The organism is Pedobacter sp., from assembly GCF_965279535.1.
Taxonomy (GTDB): Bacteria; Bacteroidota; Bacteroidia; order Sphingobacteriales; family Sphingobacteriaceae; genus Pedobacter.
This window is the reverse complement of the sequence record NZ_OZ257244.1, coordinates 4874342-4892203: the sequence shown is the minus strand read 5'-3', so window position 1 is coordinate 4892203 and position 17862 is coordinate 4874342. Positions and strand designations below refer to the sequence as shown.

Genomic DNA, 17862 nt, shown 5'->3' with positions numbered 1-17862 from the left:
TATTGAAAATTCAGTTAAGAAAAAAATAGAAGATATAAAAAAAACCGGTGTAAAGCTTAATGCAATACTCCGGCTCAAACCAAAACTAAATATTATTTAAATTTCACTTAAAGCAATATCATTCTCTATTAACTTTCCGGAACTATGCGGTAAACTTTTCCCTTTTCCGCTTTGAAATCAATGATGAACCCTGTTTCATGGTTTATTTCTTTTAAGCTGGTTTTTGAATTATTTTGATAGGGTGGTACAAAAGGCTTTTTTAGTAATGGATTAACAGCAAGATTTTCAACAGTTTTCCCACTTAAATCTACTACCCTTACCTTTTGAAGGGTTCTCAATTTACAGTTACCTCCAATGAGTGATTTTACAGATGCCTCAGTTAGCTTTCCTTTATCCCAGCCTATTCCGATCTCAAAATTTCCTCTGGCTTTGATTCCAGCAATGCGTCCGGTTTTCCATGCTGCGGGCAATGCAGGTAATAAGCTAACCATCCCATCCTGGCTCTGCAGCAGCATTTCTGTCATTCCTGCTGTTGCGCCAAAGTTTCCATCAATTTGAAATGGTGGGTGCGCGTCAAAAAGATTTGGATAGGTTCCTCCGGCCTTAATATTTTCTTCCTTCGAATTAATAAAAGTGAAAGCATCTTCCAGTATTTTGTAAGCATGATTACCATCCTGTAAGCGCGCCCACCAGTTAATTTTCCAGGCCATAGACCATCCTGTACTTACATCACCACGGAAAATTAGCGATTGCTTAGCAGCGCTTGCCAGTTCTGGAGTATTGAATACGGAAATTTGATTCCCTGGAAAAAGGCTGAATAAATGAGAAATATGCCTGTGTGTATCTTTCGGATCGTCGTAATCTTTAAACCACTCCTGCAACTGCCCGTATTGCCCAATATGAAAAGGATAAAGCCTGGATCTAGCTTCCATAAGTTCCTTGCGAAAATCTTTATCAATATCCAAAATTTCCGAGGCCGAAATTAAATCAGAAAACAATGCCCTTAAGATAGACATATCCATTGTAGAAGCCTTAGACAGCTGATACTCCTTACCATCAATCTTCATTGTATTCTCTGGAGATGTTGAGGGAACCGTAACTAAATAGTTGGTTTGATCATCCTTGATCAACCAATGTAACATAAATTCTGCCGCTCCCTTCATTAAGGGGTAAGCTGTATTTTTTAAAAAAGCCTGATCTCCTGTATACAAATAGTGTTCGAAAAGATGGGTACTGAACCAGGAGGCACTCATTGGCCAGGCAGACCAGCGCGGGTTAGACATGTGATCTTTATCGTATGCACCGGGAGGTGATGTTTTTGCCCATAGATCGGAATTGTGGTGCGCTACCCAGCCTTTATCAATGTTATAATTTACCTTGGCAGTAATTGCCCCGTTTACTGCTAATTCTTTGATAAAATCGAACAAGGGTTGATGGCATTCGGAGAGGTTGGTGTTTTCTGCAGGCCAGTAATTCATTTCCGTATTGATGTTGGTGGTATAATTACTGTGCCATGGTGGTTGTACAAGGTCATTCCATATGCCCTGCAAATTAGATGGACGCGAACCTGGCCTTGAGGATGCAATCATCAGATATCGACCGAATTGATAATACAAAACCTGTAAACCCTGATCATTTTTTTCCTTTGTATAATTTAATAACCTCAGGTTGGTGGGTTTTTGTTCGGCAAGCGGGTTTTGGATCAGCTGAAATTTAACCCTGTTAAACAATTCCTGATGATCTGCTATATGAGCCAGCTTTATTTTTTCGAAGCTTTTGACAAAGACATTATCCATACTCTTCCTGGTTTCTATAGCAGGATCCTTTCCTTGTGTTACAGGCGATTTATCAAATCCATTAAAGCTGGTTGCTTCGGTAAGGTAAATAGACAGGGCCTTTGCATTTAAAACTTTTAACTGATTGTTATCCACTGAAACCGTACCACCTTCATTTTTAACTTTTAAACGAATTTGAAAGGTCATGCCCTCTTTTTCGTCATATATCACTTGCTGAGGCTCATACTTTCGGTTAGCGATATATTTTGGAGCCTTACCACTCAAAACGATTGTATTTCCAGATTCAACCTGTACAGTAAATTTGAGTTTGCTCAGTAAGCCAATATTCAGGTTAAGTGCTCCCGCTTTGCTGGCCTTAATCCGCACCAATAAAGCCTTATCCGGGTAACTGGTTAATACCTCCCGTTCATAATTTATTCCTTTTAGGGTATAACTGGTTTTAGAAATGGCCTGATCGAGACTTAAAAGCCTCTTGTAATTGGTACATACACTATCTTTTTGATGAAACTGTATAAAAATATCTCCCAATGGAAGATAGGTTGCACTATAAGGTCCCTGCATTTTCCGCCATAGCTGAGTGGCTTTCTCGTAATCTCCCTGAAATATAGCCGCCCTAACCTGTGGCAATACTGTAGGTCCGTTTGGATTATTTCCGGCATCGGGATAGCCTGACCAAAGTGTATTATCATTTAATTGAATCCTTTCGCGGTTTACCCGGCCAAAAACCATTGCTCCGGTTTTGCCGTTTCCTAGGGGTAAAGCTTCCTCCCAGGTAACGGCAGGTTCATTATACCATAGTTGTTGCTCGCCCTGCTGGGCAAAGCCCTGTCTGCAAAAAGCTGCGAGCATCAAAGTCAGTAAAAAAGTGTATCTCATTGTTGTTCCAATTAAACTATACAAACTATGCTATAAATAATTACAATTAAAAATATCCTGGATTTTGAGTTAAACCAGTATTGCCCAAAGCTTTTGCCTTATCAATTTCTGATTGTGGTATTGGCCAAAGCAGGTTTCTGTCTGGAAATGTTCTGGCTTTATTATTAGGATCTATCACTGCAGTAATCACACTTTTAATATTACCCCATCTTTTCAAATCAAAGTACCGCTGGCCTTCCAGCGCAAGCTCCACCCTTCTTTCATGTCTTATCTTTTCCCGCATCGCCGTTTGTGTTAAGCCAACTGGTAAATCAGGCATATTAACTCTTTTTCTAATTTTATTTACTGCATCATACACATTTGCATCCGGTCCTGAAACCTCGTTCTGGCACTCCGCATAGGTAAGTAAAACTTCGGCATATCGCATCAAAACCCAATCCTGATCGCTAATTGTTGCGTAGGTAGTAGGAAATCTGTTTGGATCTACACCTTTTCTGGGCAGAAAACCACTTGGAACATTATCTCTTGCAGGATCAAACTCAGTTCCAGGGCTTACTCCTCTTAAATTTCCAGGTACAATTACCGTACTTGCTAATCTTATGTCCCTGTTCTCATATGGTTTTGCAGCATTATATAAGGGAGACGAAGAAATAGGTAATCCATCTGTACACTCATAATCGTTTACCAGGTATTTTAAAGGTTGAACGAAGTTAACATAGGATAAAAGCCAGTCTTGTGGGCTATAAAATGCAGGAGGAAGATAGCGTGCTGAAAACATGATTTCGGCATTATTATTTTGTCCTGGTTTCAAAAACAGTGAATTATAACTTGCATTTAAGCTAAACATCTTTTCATCTATCACCGTCTTTGCAGCTACGGCCGCCTCAGTAAATTTGCCATTACTCATCAGCACTTTCGCTTTATAAGCTAAAGCCGTACCTCTTGTTACCCGTCCGCTGTAAGCTGTATTTGGCAGGTTGTTAATTGCATATTCTAAATCTGCTAAAATTGTATCAACTATAATGGTTTTGCTGACTCGACTTATCCTCTTGCTTTCATCATTGTTACCAAGCGGTTTGGTTATTAAAGGAAGGCCACCATATAATTCAGATAGCATAAAATATTGATAAGCACGTAAAAAACGTACATCGGCAATATAACGGTTGCGTTCCTGGATGGTTAAACCTGGCACACGACCAATATTGGCCAGGTAGATATTGCAGGAGGCTATGGCCTGATATCCCACTGTGTATGCATCCAGGATTATCCCTGTGGTTAAGGGATCGAAACTTCCGAATGAAGCAATTGCGAAATTTCCTGTTCCGGAAGTCGTATAAGCATTATCACTCAAAGTTTCCCAAAGCATGTATCCACCTCCCCAGCCTGGCGCTGTAGCCGTGGTAGAAACCGCATTGGCTCCTCTACTCAAAAAGTTGTAACAGCCTGCTAATGCAAATTCAGCATCTGTTTTATTTTGCCAAAAATTCTCCTCCGTTGGCTGGGTAAGTGGAACCCTATTTAAGAATTCCTTTTGGCATGCAGAAAATAAGATTGCCATCAACAGGCCGGTATATAAATTAATCTTTTTCATTTCTAATGTCTTTTATAGTGTAACTCTTAGTCCAAAATTGAACACTTTGTTTTGCGGATGGGTGACATATCTGTCACTGGTTGCATTTACTGCCCGTTCAGGATCTAAACCTGGAAATTTTGAAAACAGGAATAAGTTATCTCCGGCAAAATAAACCCTCAAGGCATTTACAAAAAACTTCCTGGTTAAGCTTGTTGGAAAATTATAACCCAACTGAATATTCTTAATCCTCAAAAAGGAAGCGTCTTTAAGATAGTAGGATGAAGCTGCTCCCAGGTTCTGAGCAATAGGCCCGGAATTGGCAATGTAAATAAGTGGTAGAGTTGTACTCGGTTTTTCAGCTGTCCAGGCATCTACCCATTCTACCGGAGGAGGAGATCCTTGCCTGAATGGCTCTATTCCCCATTGATTTACATATACCTTTCTACCTTCAGAACCGTATAAAAATATACTCAGGTCGAAATTCTTATACTCGAAGTCCATTTTAAAAGAGTAATCAAATTTTGGAAAGATGCCATCAAAAACGCGTCTGTCATTGGCATCGATCTTATTATCACCGTTTAAGTCTTTAAACTTGAATAAACCTGGCTGCCCTGCAGGCGACTGAACTGCTGAGCTGGATACTTCTGCTGCAGATTGAAAAATTTTCTCAAATTCATATAAGTAATAGCTGTCATAAGGTAAACCCGCCTGACGGAGGTTTCTGGCTGAAATACTGGTTGCACCATATTCTGTTACCTTATTTTTATTGGTTTGAAAAATGCCCTGAATGCCATAGGCAAAATCGCCCACCCTATTCTTATAACTTACAGAAAGGTCTAAACCTTTATTGGCAAGCTTACCGAAGTTTACTGTAGGTGCTGTAGTTCCTGTATAAATGGGTAATACAGCTGCATCCAAAATATCTTTGGTATTACGGTTGTAGTAATCAACGGTTAAATTCAATTTGTTTTTTAATAAGGCGATATCGATTCCAAAATTGGTTGATGCTGTCGTTTCCCAGGTAATTAAATCATCGGCCAGCGCGTTTTGCCTTACCCCATCTACTAATGAACTTCCTAATGGATATGGAAAGCCTGTGTTGTACACGGTTTGATAAGGGTAGTATTTTGCATTAATGTTGCCTGCTATATTTTGATTACCCAAAACACCATAGGAAGCTCTAAATTTCAAATCGTTGATTACCGGCAACAGGTTTTCGAAGAATTTTTCCTGAGAAATGCGATAAGCCACTGAGGCTGATGGGAAAAAACCCCATCTTGTTGATTCTTTAAACCTAGAAGATCCATCGTATCTGGCGCTGGCTTCAAAAAGATACTTACCTTTATAATCGTAATTTACCCGTCCGAAGTAAGAACTTAAGCTCCACTCGTTTGCATAACCCGAATTGGTAGAATTTCCGGCGCCACCTGCATTAATTTCTCTAATTCCATCACTGGCAAAGTATACCCTGGAGGCACTTAAATTTTGCTCCTTGAAATATTCTTTCTGAACACCGGCAAGTGCAGAAAAATTATGCGCTCCGATTTTCTTATTATAAGTTAGCTGACTGATACCTAAGGGGTAAATATCGTTATTATCGGTTACCGTCAAACCCTGGCCGGCAACATCTAAAGTACGGGCAAACAAACCGCTTTGATAATAGTATTGATTTACAACCGGTTTGTATTCATAGTTTTTAGAAAAGTTAAAGTTCGTTCCTAAAGTAGTTCTCCATTGTAAACCTTCCAGCAATTTGACATCCACAAATAAATTTCCCTGAACGGCATAGTTGTCTGTAGAGGCCAATGCTGTTTCCGCTACAGCAATAGGGTTTTTGTTGGATTCCATAAAGGGATAAGCTACAGCAGTATATCGGCCACTGCCATCGGCTAGAGTAGGGGCATAAAGTGGCGATTGCGCCAAAGTAGATAAGAATTGATCTTCACTCCCATTTCTTGGAAAAATTCTTCTTCCATAATTGATGGTCAGGTTTGTACCCATCTTAATGTGATCAGAAATGGTACTATTGATGTTGAATTGTAAGTTTGTTTTTTTAAAACTGAAACCAGCCATTACATCGGGTTGATCTACAAAACCTAAGCCTACATTATATGTTGTTTTCTCTGACCCACCTGTTACACTTAAATTGTGGGTGTGTACATTAGCAGATTGAAAAACAGCATCGAGCCAATTAAAACTCGGATATTGATTTGGATTTGCAGGATTCGTGTAAGCATCTATCTGTTGCGATGTAAATCTGCTTGCAGCTGCTAAACCTGAATTGTTTGCCGCCTGATTAAATAACCTCATATAGGTAGGCGAATCCCAGATCAACTCGGGTAACCGGGTTGCATTGGTAACACCTATATTATAACTATAGCTGATTTGCGTTTTTCCAGCTTTACCTTGCTTAGTGGTAACTAAAATAACTCCATTGGCACCCCTCGAACCGTATATCGCAGCAGATGCAGCATCTTTTAACACGGTTACATTTTCAATACTTTCTGGATTTAAGTTGCTAAAATTACCCGGAATACCATCAATAATATATAATGGCTGACTTCCTGCCCCACTATACGTACCTAGGCCCCGAATGGTGATGTTCGTATTCTCATTACCGGCTTCTCCTGACCCCTGAGTTACATTTACACCTGCCAACTGGCCTTGCAAGAGTTGTGATGGGTTGGTAGCAACACGTTTAGTAAGTTCTGCTCCGGAAACAGTTGATACTGCTCCACTTAAATTCACCTTCTTTTGTGTACCATAACCTACTACAACCACATCACTTAAGCTACTGGAAGCAGGCTTTAGGCTCACCGTTAATGAAGCTGTCGCTTTAAGTTCCTGTGTATCATATCCAACATACGATACTATCAAAATAGCATCTTCATCTATGTTTTTCAAGGTAAAAAGGCCGTTAGGATCTGTCACTGCACCATTTGATCCGCCCTTAACCTTTATACTAACGCCCGGCATGGGTTGCCCGGTCTCATCTACAACTTTCCCTTTCACATCTATGTTCTTATTCAAAACCGGTGTGGAAAAGGTTGAAGGCTGACTGGTACGTTCGCTAATAACAATTGTCCGATTGTAAATTTTAAAGTCGAGGGGTTGGTCGGCAAATATTATTTTTAAGGTTTCTTCTAAGGTTTTATTCTCTACCTGGATGTTAACTGGCCTCGATTTGTTAATCACCTGTCGGATATAAATAATATCGTACCCGCTTTGTTTCTTAATGTCGTTAAGTACCTTTTCCAGGGGCGCATTTTTCCGGGAAAGTGAAATACTTTGGGCCATAGAAACCGCACTCACCTGTAAGAGGCCCATCAGGATTAAAATGATGGTGAGCCTGGTTAATAGTCTAATCTTTTTGTACAGGGCACACCGCTGTACATGAATTAAGTTAAGGTTCATATTTTGGTTATTAAAAATTTAAAACTTGTTAGGGATGCTCGTTTAAGAATTATCGCAATGGTTAAAGTTTTAGTAGCACTTACCTTGTTGCAATCACCTTTCGGCCTTCGTATCTGAATTTTATCTTTTGCGTTAAAGACAGAACCGTTAATGTTTCATCTAATTTTTTAGACCGTGACATGGTTCCACCTAAGACGATATCGTCAAAATTGCCTTGGCAAATAATTTCAACGTTATACCACCTTCCGATGGTTCTCATAGAAGTTTCAAAATCATCGCCATTGAAGATAAAATAGCCATTCTTCCAGGCAATTTCGTTTTCGGCTTCTACCTGCTTCACCACTAAATGATCTTTACTCAGACTTGCCTGCTCTCCTGGAAACAAAATGCTATTTTCTTTTATGGCTCCATTAGCGCTTGCACGATACACCTTTACTTTCCCTTCGAGCAGGGTTGTTTTGGTAAATGTTTCGCCTTGATAAGCATTAACGTTGAAATGTGTTCCTAACACTTCTACGGTTTGTTTTTCCGTACTCACGAGAAATGGCTTTTTAGCATTGTGGGCAACTTCAAAATAAGCTTCGCCCTGAAGTTTAACCATTCGATTCTTAGCAGCAAAGGCAACCGGAAAGCGTAAGGATGACCCTGCATTTAACCAAACATGCGTTCCATCGGGAAGTGCAATTTGATATTGACCACCACGAGGAGTTTCAATGGTGTTAAAAGCTGCTGTATCGCCTGGCTGGGCCTTAGCTCCATCAACCTTATACAATAACTGACCATTCTCTATCTTCACAATTTTTACATTGCCAGCAGCAGCAAGTTCACCATTTACCACATCGTTCAGAAAGATTTTTTTACCATTATCCAGTGTAAGTGTAGCCTGATTTTTGCCTGGGAGAATATTTACCGTAGCAGTTTGATTGGTTTCTGACTGAGGCTTTGATTTTTGGTAGACGAGTAAAGCGCCAGCAAACACCAGTATCATTGTAGCGGCAATGGTGATGGTTTTCCAAAGCTTAAGGCTGCTACGTTTATGCTCGCGATTAATCTTACTGAGAATTTTAGTATGAATTTCATCTCCCAATTCTTGAAATCCTTCTGGTGAATCTACATCAAAAACAGTATCGTCGAATGCATTATACCAGTCATCGAATTCCTTTTTTTCGGATGCTGTAATTGTATTATTCAGCCATTTCTGGGCTAAAAGTAAAATTCTTTTAGGCGGTTTAGGTGTTGACATTCGGTTAGAAAATAGCTTGGTTTATTATCAAGCCGTTTCAGAACAAAAAATCCCTTAGTCGAAATGAAAATATTTTTTTTGGACGATTTTGTCTTGGTTTCCTAATCTCTAAAAAGATATAAGCAACATACCAAAATTTGAATATTATAATCCATAAGCGATTGCTGGAGGATTTTTCTGCCTTTGGCAAGATGGGCCTCAACCGTTTTCTCAGAGATGTTTAATTGTGCTGCAATTTCTTTCTGCGAGAGCCCTTCATTGTATTTTAGCTTAATCACCATCTGGCATTTATCTGGCAGTGCAGTAATGATTGATTGCATTTGCTCTTTAAACTCCGAAAACTCAATTTCCTGTTGAGTTTGCATATCCAGCTCGGAAAATTTCTTTTTAAAATCCTTCACATACTCAAAAATGCTGGCTTGCTTCCGCATTAAATCCATTACTTCGAACTTTGTTGCCACAGCAAAATAATTGGGAAACTGGGTGGTTAACTCAAAAGTGGATCGTTTTCTCCAAAGATTAAGAAAAATATTCTGAACAATCTCTTCTGCGTCCATGCTATTGCCTAAGCGCTTGCGTGCAATTATATAAATCTTATCCCAATAGCGTCTGTAAATCTCTGTAAAAGCATACTGATCATCCTGATTCAGGTAAGAAATCAATTCAGCATCGGTAAATCCAGTATAGCTCTTCATTACAAAACCCTTGGTTAGCTCAAAATTTTAAGATACCGAACATACGAAATAAATTATCATTTCATTACACGGGACAGATTTTAACGGCATCTTATTAAAATTATGGAGACCTATTCTTAAAGCCACACACACTGCTTTTACGAATGATTAACCATCAATATATGTCTACTGTTAAGCTATACAATACCTCTGAAAAATAATACAGTGTGTGTAACATTAAAATTAAGTCTCTTTAGCTGAAATACTTCACCTTAATCCCAATTTTATGAACTTCAAAATGTTTAACATTCTGTCTACAACAGGCATTATGGTACTATTTCTGTCCTTCTTCGGCTGTAAAGAAAACCTTGAACTGGAAAATGAAAACCTAAAAAAACCCGATGAGCTTTCTGCTTCCAGCAACCCCAAGCTAACAACAACTGTTGGAAGCAACACTCAGGATTTTTATGAACTAAAAGATGCTAACGCAGAAAAAACCAGGCTAAAAATGGGAAGCCCATGGTCTGATTTTGATCCGACAGGCTTTTACCTCGCTCCCAACACCACAATGCAAATTGTGGTTAAACAGTTAAAAGGAACTAAAAGACCCAAACTTCTGATTGGTACTTATTCCCGATACTCCACAAACCCCAATCCACAGGAATTTACGCTTACTGCTGATACAAATAACATTACTTCAAATGAGTATGGAGGTTTAATCTGGGTACGTTTTCGTGCTTCAGGCAGCCCTTCCAGCAGAGTGAGAATTACCTTTGTAAGCGGTCACATATCTGTACCAACTTATATTAAAAACCAGACTACCGCAGCAGACTGGACTAATCAGTTAAACAGCTTTACTCAATCTCCTGATGTGGTATTAATTGGGGATCGTGTATATCAGGTGTATTCCAGAGAAAGGGCATTGACCACACAAGCACAAGACAACAACTATGTCCTCAGTAAAGCCGATCAGGTAATGGATGTAGAGGATGCCATTTCCGGTTTAGACAGTTCAGCACCTGAGCATGAACCGAATATACATCAGAGGATCTTGATGACAGAAAATGACGGTACAGGCTGGATGGCTGCGACCTCGTATCGAACGTCTTACGTTACAAATGCAGCAAGTGCTCCATTTACTTCAAAAATTGGAGGAATTGATGGCTGGGGACCGTGGCACGAGTTGGGGCATATGCATCAGCAGCAGCCCTGGAAATGGGATGGCCTTGGAGAAGTAACCGTGAATATTTATAGTCTCGCAGTAGAAAGAGCAATGGGGGTTACACCTTCAAGGTTAAAACGTGATAATGTTTGGCCACTTGTTGCAACATTTTTAGCAGATACCAGTTCAACAAAAAACTTTAATGATAATGCTTTTATGCCAAGTAAGCGCGAATGGGTACGACTTAGCATGTTCCACCAATTATGGATGGCTTTTGGCGATAATTTTTACCATCAATTACATAAAGCTACTCGAATAGAAAATCCTAGCGTTAATACAGATGAAGAAAAAATGCGCTTTTTTATGCTAAAAGCATGTAATATCTCTGGAAAAGACCTCACCGTGTTCTTCAGAAAATGGGGCTTTCGGGTAAATGAAAACATCTATACAGAGATTTCTGCATTAAACCTGCCCCAACCCGTTGTAGAGCCAAGTACTTTAAGCGAACAGTAAAGCTGAATATTAGGTAGCGCCTATTTTAGGCATAATCAGACCGACCTTGAATTTATAAATTCATTTTACGACTATATTAACCATCAATTTAAAGGAGCAGAAATTCTGCTCCTTTTTCCCTGAGCCCAAGAATCAGAATCAATTGTGTATTTAATTTATCAATATTTTCCCTGACTTAATCACCAGACTGATGTTTTCGAGCGCCCTGATGTTTAAAAGCGGATTATTTCTCAGGATTAGCAAATCGGCCTGTTTCCCTGATTTAATACTTCCAATATTTTTCTCCTGCCCCAGTACTTCTGCACCAGTTATGGTAGCAGAGCGAATGGCTTCCGCAGCTGTAAAACCAGCTTCTTTAATATAGTAATCCAATTCATCTACCAAACGTGGATAAGAACTTTTCAAATCAACAATCTGATCGGTACCAGCTACAATTTTAACACCTTGCTGATGAACCCTTTTTGCTAAAGGAAAAACCCATCGATCTCTTTCTGAAACACATAAAGTTGCATCCAATATGGCGTGATGAGCTTTCATTTCCCTACAAAATTCAGTGATATCTAAATTTGCAATTACGCTATCCTTGTAAGCTGCTGATGTAGTTCTTCTGTAAAATAAGGTATCCGTTTTCATCGTTTCCAGCATAGAAACATGAGAGAGTACCTGTACGCCTGATTTAACCACTTCTATCGGTTTGGCAGGGTACATCATAGTATGTCCCCAAACTTTCAGGTTGTGGCGCCTCGCGGCCTTAGCCACTTTCGGTAAAAAATTTTTATCGAACGAATGATAAAGCTTCACCCCGGTTGCCCCGCTGGCTTTAGCCGAGGCCATTGCTTTATCCAAATAATCGCCAGGCACTAAGCGTTGCTCCCAGGGGCTGTAAGGTTCGTTCCTAAGCCCCTGATCTCTATTGTAATACCAATCACCCGCCATAAAGGAGGAGAAATAAACATCTGATCCAATCCTTCTCCCCTCCCGGATTTCAGTTTGTGCCTTCAATAAGGATGCTCCGTCGCCACCTGCGTCCCGAACGGAAGTAATGCCATGTTTCAGGAAATACTCCAGATGCTTATAGGTATTTTCAATATTATTACTTCTGTGAGCCGTAACATGAACGTGTGCATCAATTAGGCCGGGTATAACAAAACTTCCGGTTAAATCCAACACTTTTGCACGATCTAATTTTCGCGGTGCCTTGCCTATTTTAATAATCTTTCCTGAACGAATGACGATATCCTTCCCCAGCCAAAATTTTCCTTTCTTAACGTCTAAAACGTGCACATTCTTCAAAATCAACAAAGAATCAGCCATAATTGGCTTTCTAATCAAATTGCTGTTTGGCTTTGCATTGATTTGTGTAAAAGCAAATATCAGGATTATGAAAACCCTGGTTGTGGTCATAAATGTATTTCTATTCATCTCGTTGCATATTATGCTGTAATAAAAAAGAAGCGCAGTGGCATCCACCAACTGCGCTTGTCATCATTAAACTAACTCTCTTTTCTAGTTCCTTGGTAAGGTGAAGTTTTTGGCAAGAAAATTTGCCAGGTCCTGCCCTCTCAATTTTGTTGCTAATATTTTTCCATCTGGGCCAATAATACAGTTAAAGGGGAGGCTTTTGATCCCATAACTGTCGGCGACTTCACCATTGGTTGATTGTGGGTCGTTGAGCTGAGTCCAGGTTAATTGGTCTGCCTGCACAGCCTGTTTCCATGATTTACTTACCGCATCCATGGATATGCTCAGAAATACAATTTCTTTTCCATAACGCTGCTCCAATTGCTTAAGCAAAGGATGCTCAGCTCTGCATGGCGGGCACCAGCTCGCCCAAAAATCCAGTAAAACATATTTTCCTCGGTAATCACTCAGTTTCACCGCTTTGCCGGTTAAATCGGCCAAAGTAAAAGCTGGAGCCTCATTACCCTTACTGATGGCTACTGCAGTATCAATAAACTGCTTAATCCGTTTGGCATAAAAAGTGCTTTTTCCTTTCTCAGACAACAGTGCGTAGCCATTAGCGGCCTGTTTTCTATCTGTATCATTCAAATAACTATCAATCATAACTAAAGCCGCAACAGAAGAAGCACTATTGCGTTTTACAAAATCAATAGTCAGGCTATCTACCCGTCTTTTATAATTTAAAAAATGTAGATTTCTCCGGTCATGGCGATCAATTTTCGCTTTTTCTATGCTTTTACGATAATCTCCCGAAAGTGATAAAGTTTTACTTTTAAAACCCTGATAAAGAGTATTTTCTGTTGCTCCCTTTATTGCTAAATCATAAAATTTATCCAGTGTTCCTGAAAAACCAATAATGGTATTTTGTGCTACAAATATTTTAATCTGCTGATTAGCAGAATTACTCAATGTACAAATCATTGTTTCTGGCAATGCGCCTTTCAACGAGAAATGGTTATTCTTTAAAACTGTTGAATCTGCTACTTCTTTTCCCTCATAGCGATAGCTCAGCTTGATAACCGTCCCATCGGGGCCCGCCAGCACACCATCGAATTCATAATTGGCAGCCTTAAACGAAAAGGCTGCCGAAATAGAGATCAATGCTAAAGCGATAAGTGCTGTTTTAGAACGTTTCCTTTTTAAACTGATCATAGCGATTTTTTAATAATTTAACCCTGGGATAGGAGATTCATTCACAATTTTATCCAACATCTGTTTCAGGTATTGGAAGTGAATTTTTGTGTCCTGATCTTTAGCGCTTGCCGCTCCCTTAGTGATATCTTCACGCAAATCTTTTAAGTGTGCAAAGGCCAAAGATTTCACATTCGAATACAACAAAATTTCAGTTGGTGTTACAGAAGCCAGAATATTATCTGTAGAGCCTTGCAAGGCGAAACGTTTGTTATACATGGTAATTATGCTACCTACATACATTTTCTGTAGCGCTCTGCGGTATTCATCCGTAGGTTTACCCGATTTTAATTCAGTGAAAATACCTGTCTTTAAATCGTTAAGCCATTCTCGCGGAGAATAAGCACCCTTACCATTATCACGTTGATTCACCATCATTCGATAAAGCCTGCTTTGCGAGGTAGCTGCCGCCAAAACACCTTGCTGAACGCGTTGAACATCATTGAATCCATATCCCGGATCAATTTTGTTCAAAATTTGCTTATTTAATAACCAGGTTGGTGTAGCAAAAATCTGCTCATTCATAAATTTAATCGCCTCTTTTTGTTTGGCTAAACTCACAGACTGATAAACCGGACCCGATTGATCGTAGGTTCGCTCCGTTACCATAACGCCTCCCAAATTTTTCACTACATGGAATGCATAACGGCTATATTGTCCTACGGCTTCCTTGTACATTTCTTCCAAATTAGCAAAGCCTTTACCTTCTTCGCTTGTCCAGTTAATTAACTGAGGAACAATTCTTTTAAGATTTTTGATTCCATACAAGCTGGCCTTAATACCATCATCTCCCAAATCTTCTGCCTGAGACCGTGGATCAAAATCTTTACCTTCTCCACCAAACCACAGGCGTTTGTTGCCGGCCAGGCTGTCGATTGTCCACTTATTTAATATTTTCCGTTCTGCCTGTGCATCTGGCTGATCTAAAATGGGTTTATAACCCCACTGAATGGCCCATTTATCATAATCGTTAATTCTTGGGAAAATTCCTTTTTCACTGATATGATCTTCAGGTTGTGCCACATAATTGAAACGGGCATAATCCATAATAGATGGTGTATGTCCGTGAGCTTCTACCCAGTTTTTATCGCGTAATTTTTCGACAGGCACCGTACTACTGGCCCCCATATTATGCCTTAAACCTAAGGTATGGCCAATTTCATGGGAAGACACGAAGCGGATTAACTGTCCCATTAATTCATCGTCGAACTTATTTTTACGGGCCCTTGGATCGATGGCACCTGCCTGAATCATGTACCAACGGTGGACCAAATTCATTACGTTGTGGTACCAACCGATGTGACTTTCCAAAATCTCACCAGTTCTCGGGTCGGCGATATTTGGACCGTAGGCATTTTGCTGAGGAGAGGCGAAGTAACGGATTACCGAAAAACGGGCATCATCCAAACTCATTGTGGTATCTGCTTCCGGCCATTCTTTCGCCACAATTGCATTCTTAAAACCAGCCTGTTCGAAAGCCTTTTGCCAATCGTTAACCCCGGCGATTAAGAACGGTCTCCATTTCTTAGGCGTTGCCGGATCGATATAATAAACAATCTGTTTTTGAGGCTCTACCAATTCCCCACGTCTGAATTTCTCTAAATCTTCTGCTTTAGGTTCTAGTCTCCAGCGGTGGATGAATGCCTCTTGCTCTACTTTTTGCTGGTTATCTTTATACAAAATATTTGCACTGGCAAAAAAGCCAACACGTGGATCGTATATCCGTTTTCTTAAGGGGTTTTCGGGAAGCTTGATAAAAGAGGTGTTCATTCCTAATGTAATCGCCCCCGCTTCGCTAACTGCAGGCAAGTTTCCACCCACAGCGGTATAAGTCCTGATGCTTTTTACCTCTGTATTGATTGGGAAACTCTTTACACTCTCGACGTAAGAACGATCTGCCACCTGTGGACCTAAACCATAGCTCTTCTTATTTTCACCATTAAAGGATAATAGCGGGGTTTCGCTAATCAAGAAATCAGTTACATCAATTACAACTCCTGATGAATCTTTACTTTTTGCCTTGATCGGGAAAGCTGCCATAATGGGATTCAGATTAGAGCTCGCCACTGCTTTAGAAATCATATCGCTAGAATCGGCAATACTCACTGTAGCCGAAACTTTTAAGAACAATTTATTATTCGGACCTAAATCCCAATAAATAATTCTCGAACTTACTTCTTCACCTCCATAGTTACCTGCTCCGGGAGTAGATTTGCTTAGTCGGTTTACCGCTAAAATTTCTTTTTTTAATAGTTGATTGGGAATTTCAAAAAAGTATTTATCGTTCACTTTATGAACGGTAAACAAACCTTTTTGAGTTACTGCCTTAGCTGTAACTATCTCACTGTAAGGCCTGATGACACTTTTGACACTATCAGCTTTCGGTTTAGTAGCCAATGCAGCTGTGGATGCTGCAGCTGCCTTTTTACGTTTGTTCTTCTTAAAAACGCTACATGAACTTGCTGTTAAAACGAGCAAAGCGGTAGCTAACACCAAGCTTTTAGGCTTGGTGTTCAGGTTGAATATGTTATTTTTCATGTTTCTTTTTAGTAACCCGGGTTTTGGATTAAATTTGGATTGGCATCTACAGCATTATTAGGGAACGGAAGCAATTTCGCAGCAGGCCGGTAACTGGGTTTCAATGCCCCTATTACCGCATCGGCTTCTCCGGTCCGTTTCAGATTGTACCAACGGTAAGCTTGTTCGCAAAAGAATTCTTTGCGGTTTTCTAAGGCTATTTCGGAAATCAGCGCGGCCTGTGTAGTACTTGTACTCACATCTGCCTGCGCCCTGGTACGGATCACATTTAAATCGCTCAATGCGCCACCCAAATTGGTTCCAATTCGGGCTCTTGCCTCTGCCCTGATTAGGTATTGTTCAGCTAAACGCATAGTTGTAGGTGCTTCTATCACATTTGCTGCCACTGCGGCCGCATTCGTTATGTATTTATATTTAAAGGGTACCACTTTGATTACGCCTGCTACCGTGTAATTTGTCATCCAACGCTGGCGACGAAGGTCAGTAGCGCTGAAGAGCGATAAGAAAGCTGGGCGAATCTCAAACTGAGGATTAGATCCGGTAAATGGTAAGAATGTTCCTGCCTCTACCGTGTATTGTTGGGTTGGGTTAAGCGGCGATGACATTTGCCATATACTTTCGGTATTGTTCTTTACCCATACCCCTGTTGCGATATTGGCAGAAGAAATCATGCTGTACAAATTTGAGGCAATAACTTCTGAAGCATTACTTTCTGCAGCTGGATAATCTGCCGTAAATAAGCTTACCCTGGCCAGTAAAGCCGCAGCTACAAATTTGTTAACGCCTAATCTGGTATTTCCGGATGCAGAATAATCGGCCAGTAAGTTTGCTTTACCTTCTGTTAAATCGGTTGTGATTTGTGCATAAACATTGGCAACAGTTTCCTTAGGCAACATGGCACTAACACTTACATCAGTAGTTAATACCAATGGTACACCGCCAAAAGTATTTACCAGGTTAAAATAACAATATGCCCTGATCACTTTTGCTTCGGCTGTTAACTGTTTTTTTACCTGATCTGAAGTACCTGAATATTTTTGTAAGCCCTCTATAATTGAATTTGCCCTGTAAATCATGGCATACCAATCTGAAAAAACAGAAGATTGAACTGAACTTAGCGTAGAATACGCATTATCAAAAACTTCTTTAAAAGTAGGGTTCACGCCAATGTACAAAAGATCATCGGCTTGAAGCGAACTGTAAACTGGCACATAGGTACTCTGGGTTACAGTAGAAGCCAGTCCGGTATAAAGTCCAGCCATAGCATTAGTAGCCAATTTATCGGAAGAGAAAACAACCGACGTGGTGATCTCGTTTAAAGGTGGATCGATTTCTACCGTTTTTTCGCAAGCAGATAAAACCAATGTGGCCAACGCGATGCTGCTTAGCAATATTTTATGAAATGATTTTGTCATGATTGA

At 40.0% G+C, this 17862-nt stretch carries 10 protein-coding genes; 1 reads left to right on the top strand and 9 read right to left on the bottom strand.

Annotated elements, in window-relative coordinates; genetic code table 11:
- Positions 1 to 128 precede the first annotated feature (128 nt).
- The 5 genes from ACQY77_RS20420 to ACQY77_RS20400 form a co-directional block, all read right to left on the bottom strand.
- Entirely contained in the window at positions 129 to 2672 is a 2544-nt protein-coding gene (locus ACQY77_RS20420) for a glycoside hydrolase family 95 protein (RefSeq protein ID WP_421940472.1), read from the bottom strand.
- Between the two features lie 46 nt (positions 2673 to 2718).
- Positions 2719 to 4263, bottom strand: a complete 1545-nt coding sequence (locus ACQY77_RS20415; RefSeq protein ID WP_421940473.1) for a RagB/SusD family nutrient uptake outer membrane protein — start codon at positions 4261 to 4263, stop codon at positions 2719 to 2721.
- A gap of 12 nt (positions 4264 to 4275) precedes the next feature.
- Positions 4276 to 7659: a TonB-dependent receptor gene (locus ACQY77_RS20410; RefSeq protein ID WP_421940474.1), complete on the bottom strand. Its 3384-nt coding sequence runs from the start codon at positions 7657 to 7659 to the stop codon at positions 4276 to 4278.
- A 79-nt stretch (positions 7660 to 7738) separates the two neighbouring features.
- On the bottom strand, positions 7739 to 8902 hold the full coding sequence (locus ACQY77_RS20405; protein ID WP_421940475.1) for a FecR family protein: 1164 nt from the start codon (positions 8900 to 8902) through the stop codon (positions 7739 to 7741).
- Between the two features lie 101 nt (positions 8903 to 9003).
- A complete protein-coding gene (locus ACQY77_RS20400; RefSeq protein ID WP_421940476.1) occupies positions 9004 to 9597 on the bottom strand; it encodes an RNA polymerase sigma factor in 594 nt (197 codons plus the stop codon).
- A gap of 265 nt (positions 9598 to 9862) precedes the next feature.
- Between ACQY77_RS20400 and ACQY77_RS20395 the strand changes: the two genes are divergently transcribed.
- Positions 9863 to 11251: a M60 family metallopeptidase gene (locus ACQY77_RS20395; protein ID WP_421940477.1), complete on the top strand. Its 1389-nt coding sequence runs from the start codon at positions 9863 to 9865 to the stop codon at positions 11249 to 11251.
- Between the two features lie 150 nt (positions 11252 to 11401).
- Here the strand turns inward: ACQY77_RS20395 and ACQY77_RS20390 are convergent, their stop codons facing one another.
- The 4 genes from ACQY77_RS20390 to ACQY77_RS20375 all read right to left on the bottom strand — a co-directional run bounded on the left by ACQY77_RS20390 (position 11402) and on the right by ACQY77_RS20375 (position 17856).
- The gene (locus tag ACQY77_RS20390) at positions 11402 to 12673 is read right to left on the bottom strand and encodes an amidohydrolase family protein (RefSeq protein ID WP_421940478.1); all 1272 of its coding nucleotides are present in this window, start codon (positions 12671 to 12673) and stop codon (positions 11402 to 11404) included.
- An 84-nt stretch (positions 12674 to 12757) separates the two neighbouring features.
- Positions 12758 to 13864, bottom strand: coding sequence for a redoxin domain-containing protein (locus ACQY77_RS20385; RefSeq protein ID WP_421940479.1), 1107 nt, complete (start codon positions 13862 to 13864; stop codon positions 12758 to 12760).
- A gap of 9 nt (positions 13865 to 13873) precedes the next feature.
- Positions 13874 to 16441, bottom strand: coding sequence for a zinc-dependent metalloprotease (locus ACQY77_RS20380; protein WP_421940480.1), 2568 nt, complete (start codon positions 16439 to 16441; stop codon positions 13874 to 13876).
- Between the two features lie 8 nt (positions 16442 to 16449).
- On the bottom strand, positions 16450 to 17856 hold the full coding sequence (locus tag ACQY77_RS20375) for a RagB/SusD family nutrient uptake outer membrane protein (RefSeq protein WP_421940481.1): 1407 nt from the start codon (positions 17854 to 17856) through the stop codon (positions 16450 to 16452).
- Positions 17857 to 17862 lie beyond the last annotated feature (6 nt).

Coding starts and splice junctions, on each gene's coding strand:
- ACQY77_RS20420 (WP_421940472.1), bottom strand. CDS start 2,672: ATGAGATACACTTTTTTACTGACTTTGATGCTCGCAGCTTTTTGCAGA.
- ACQY77_RS20415 (WP_421940473.1), bottom strand. CDS start 4,263: ATGAAAAAGATTAATTTATATACCGGCCTGTTGATGGCAATCTTATTT.
- ACQY77_RS20410 (WP_421940474.1), bottom strand. CDS start 7,659: ATGAACCTTAACTTAATTCATGTACAGCGGTGTGCCCTGTACAAAAAG.
- ACQY77_RS20405 (WP_421940475.1), bottom strand. CDS start 8,902: ATGTCAACACCTAAACCGCCTAAAAGAATTTTACTTTTAGCCCAGAAA.
- ACQY77_RS20400 (WP_421940476.1), bottom strand. CDS start 9,597: ATGAAGAGCTATACTGGATTTACCGATGCTGAATTGATTTCTTACCTG.
- ACQY77_RS20395 (WP_421940477.1), top strand. CDS start 9,863: ATGAACTTCAAAATGTTTAACATTCTGTCTACAACAGGCATTATGGTA.
- ACQY77_RS20390 (WP_421940478.1), bottom strand. CDS start 12,673: ATGAATAGAAATACATTTATGACCACAACCAGGGTTTTCATAATCCTG.
- ACQY77_RS20385 (WP_421940479.1), bottom strand. CDS start 13,864: ATGATCAGTTTAAAAAGGAAACGTTCTAAAACAGCACTTATCGCTTTA.
- ACQY77_RS20380 (WP_421940480.1), bottom strand. CDS start 16,441: ATGAAAAATAACATATTCAACCTGAACACCAAGCCTAAAAGCTTGGTG.
- ACQY77_RS20375 (WP_421940481.1), bottom strand. CDS start 17,856: ATGACAAAATCATTTCATAAAATATTGCTAAGCAGCATCGCGTTGGCC.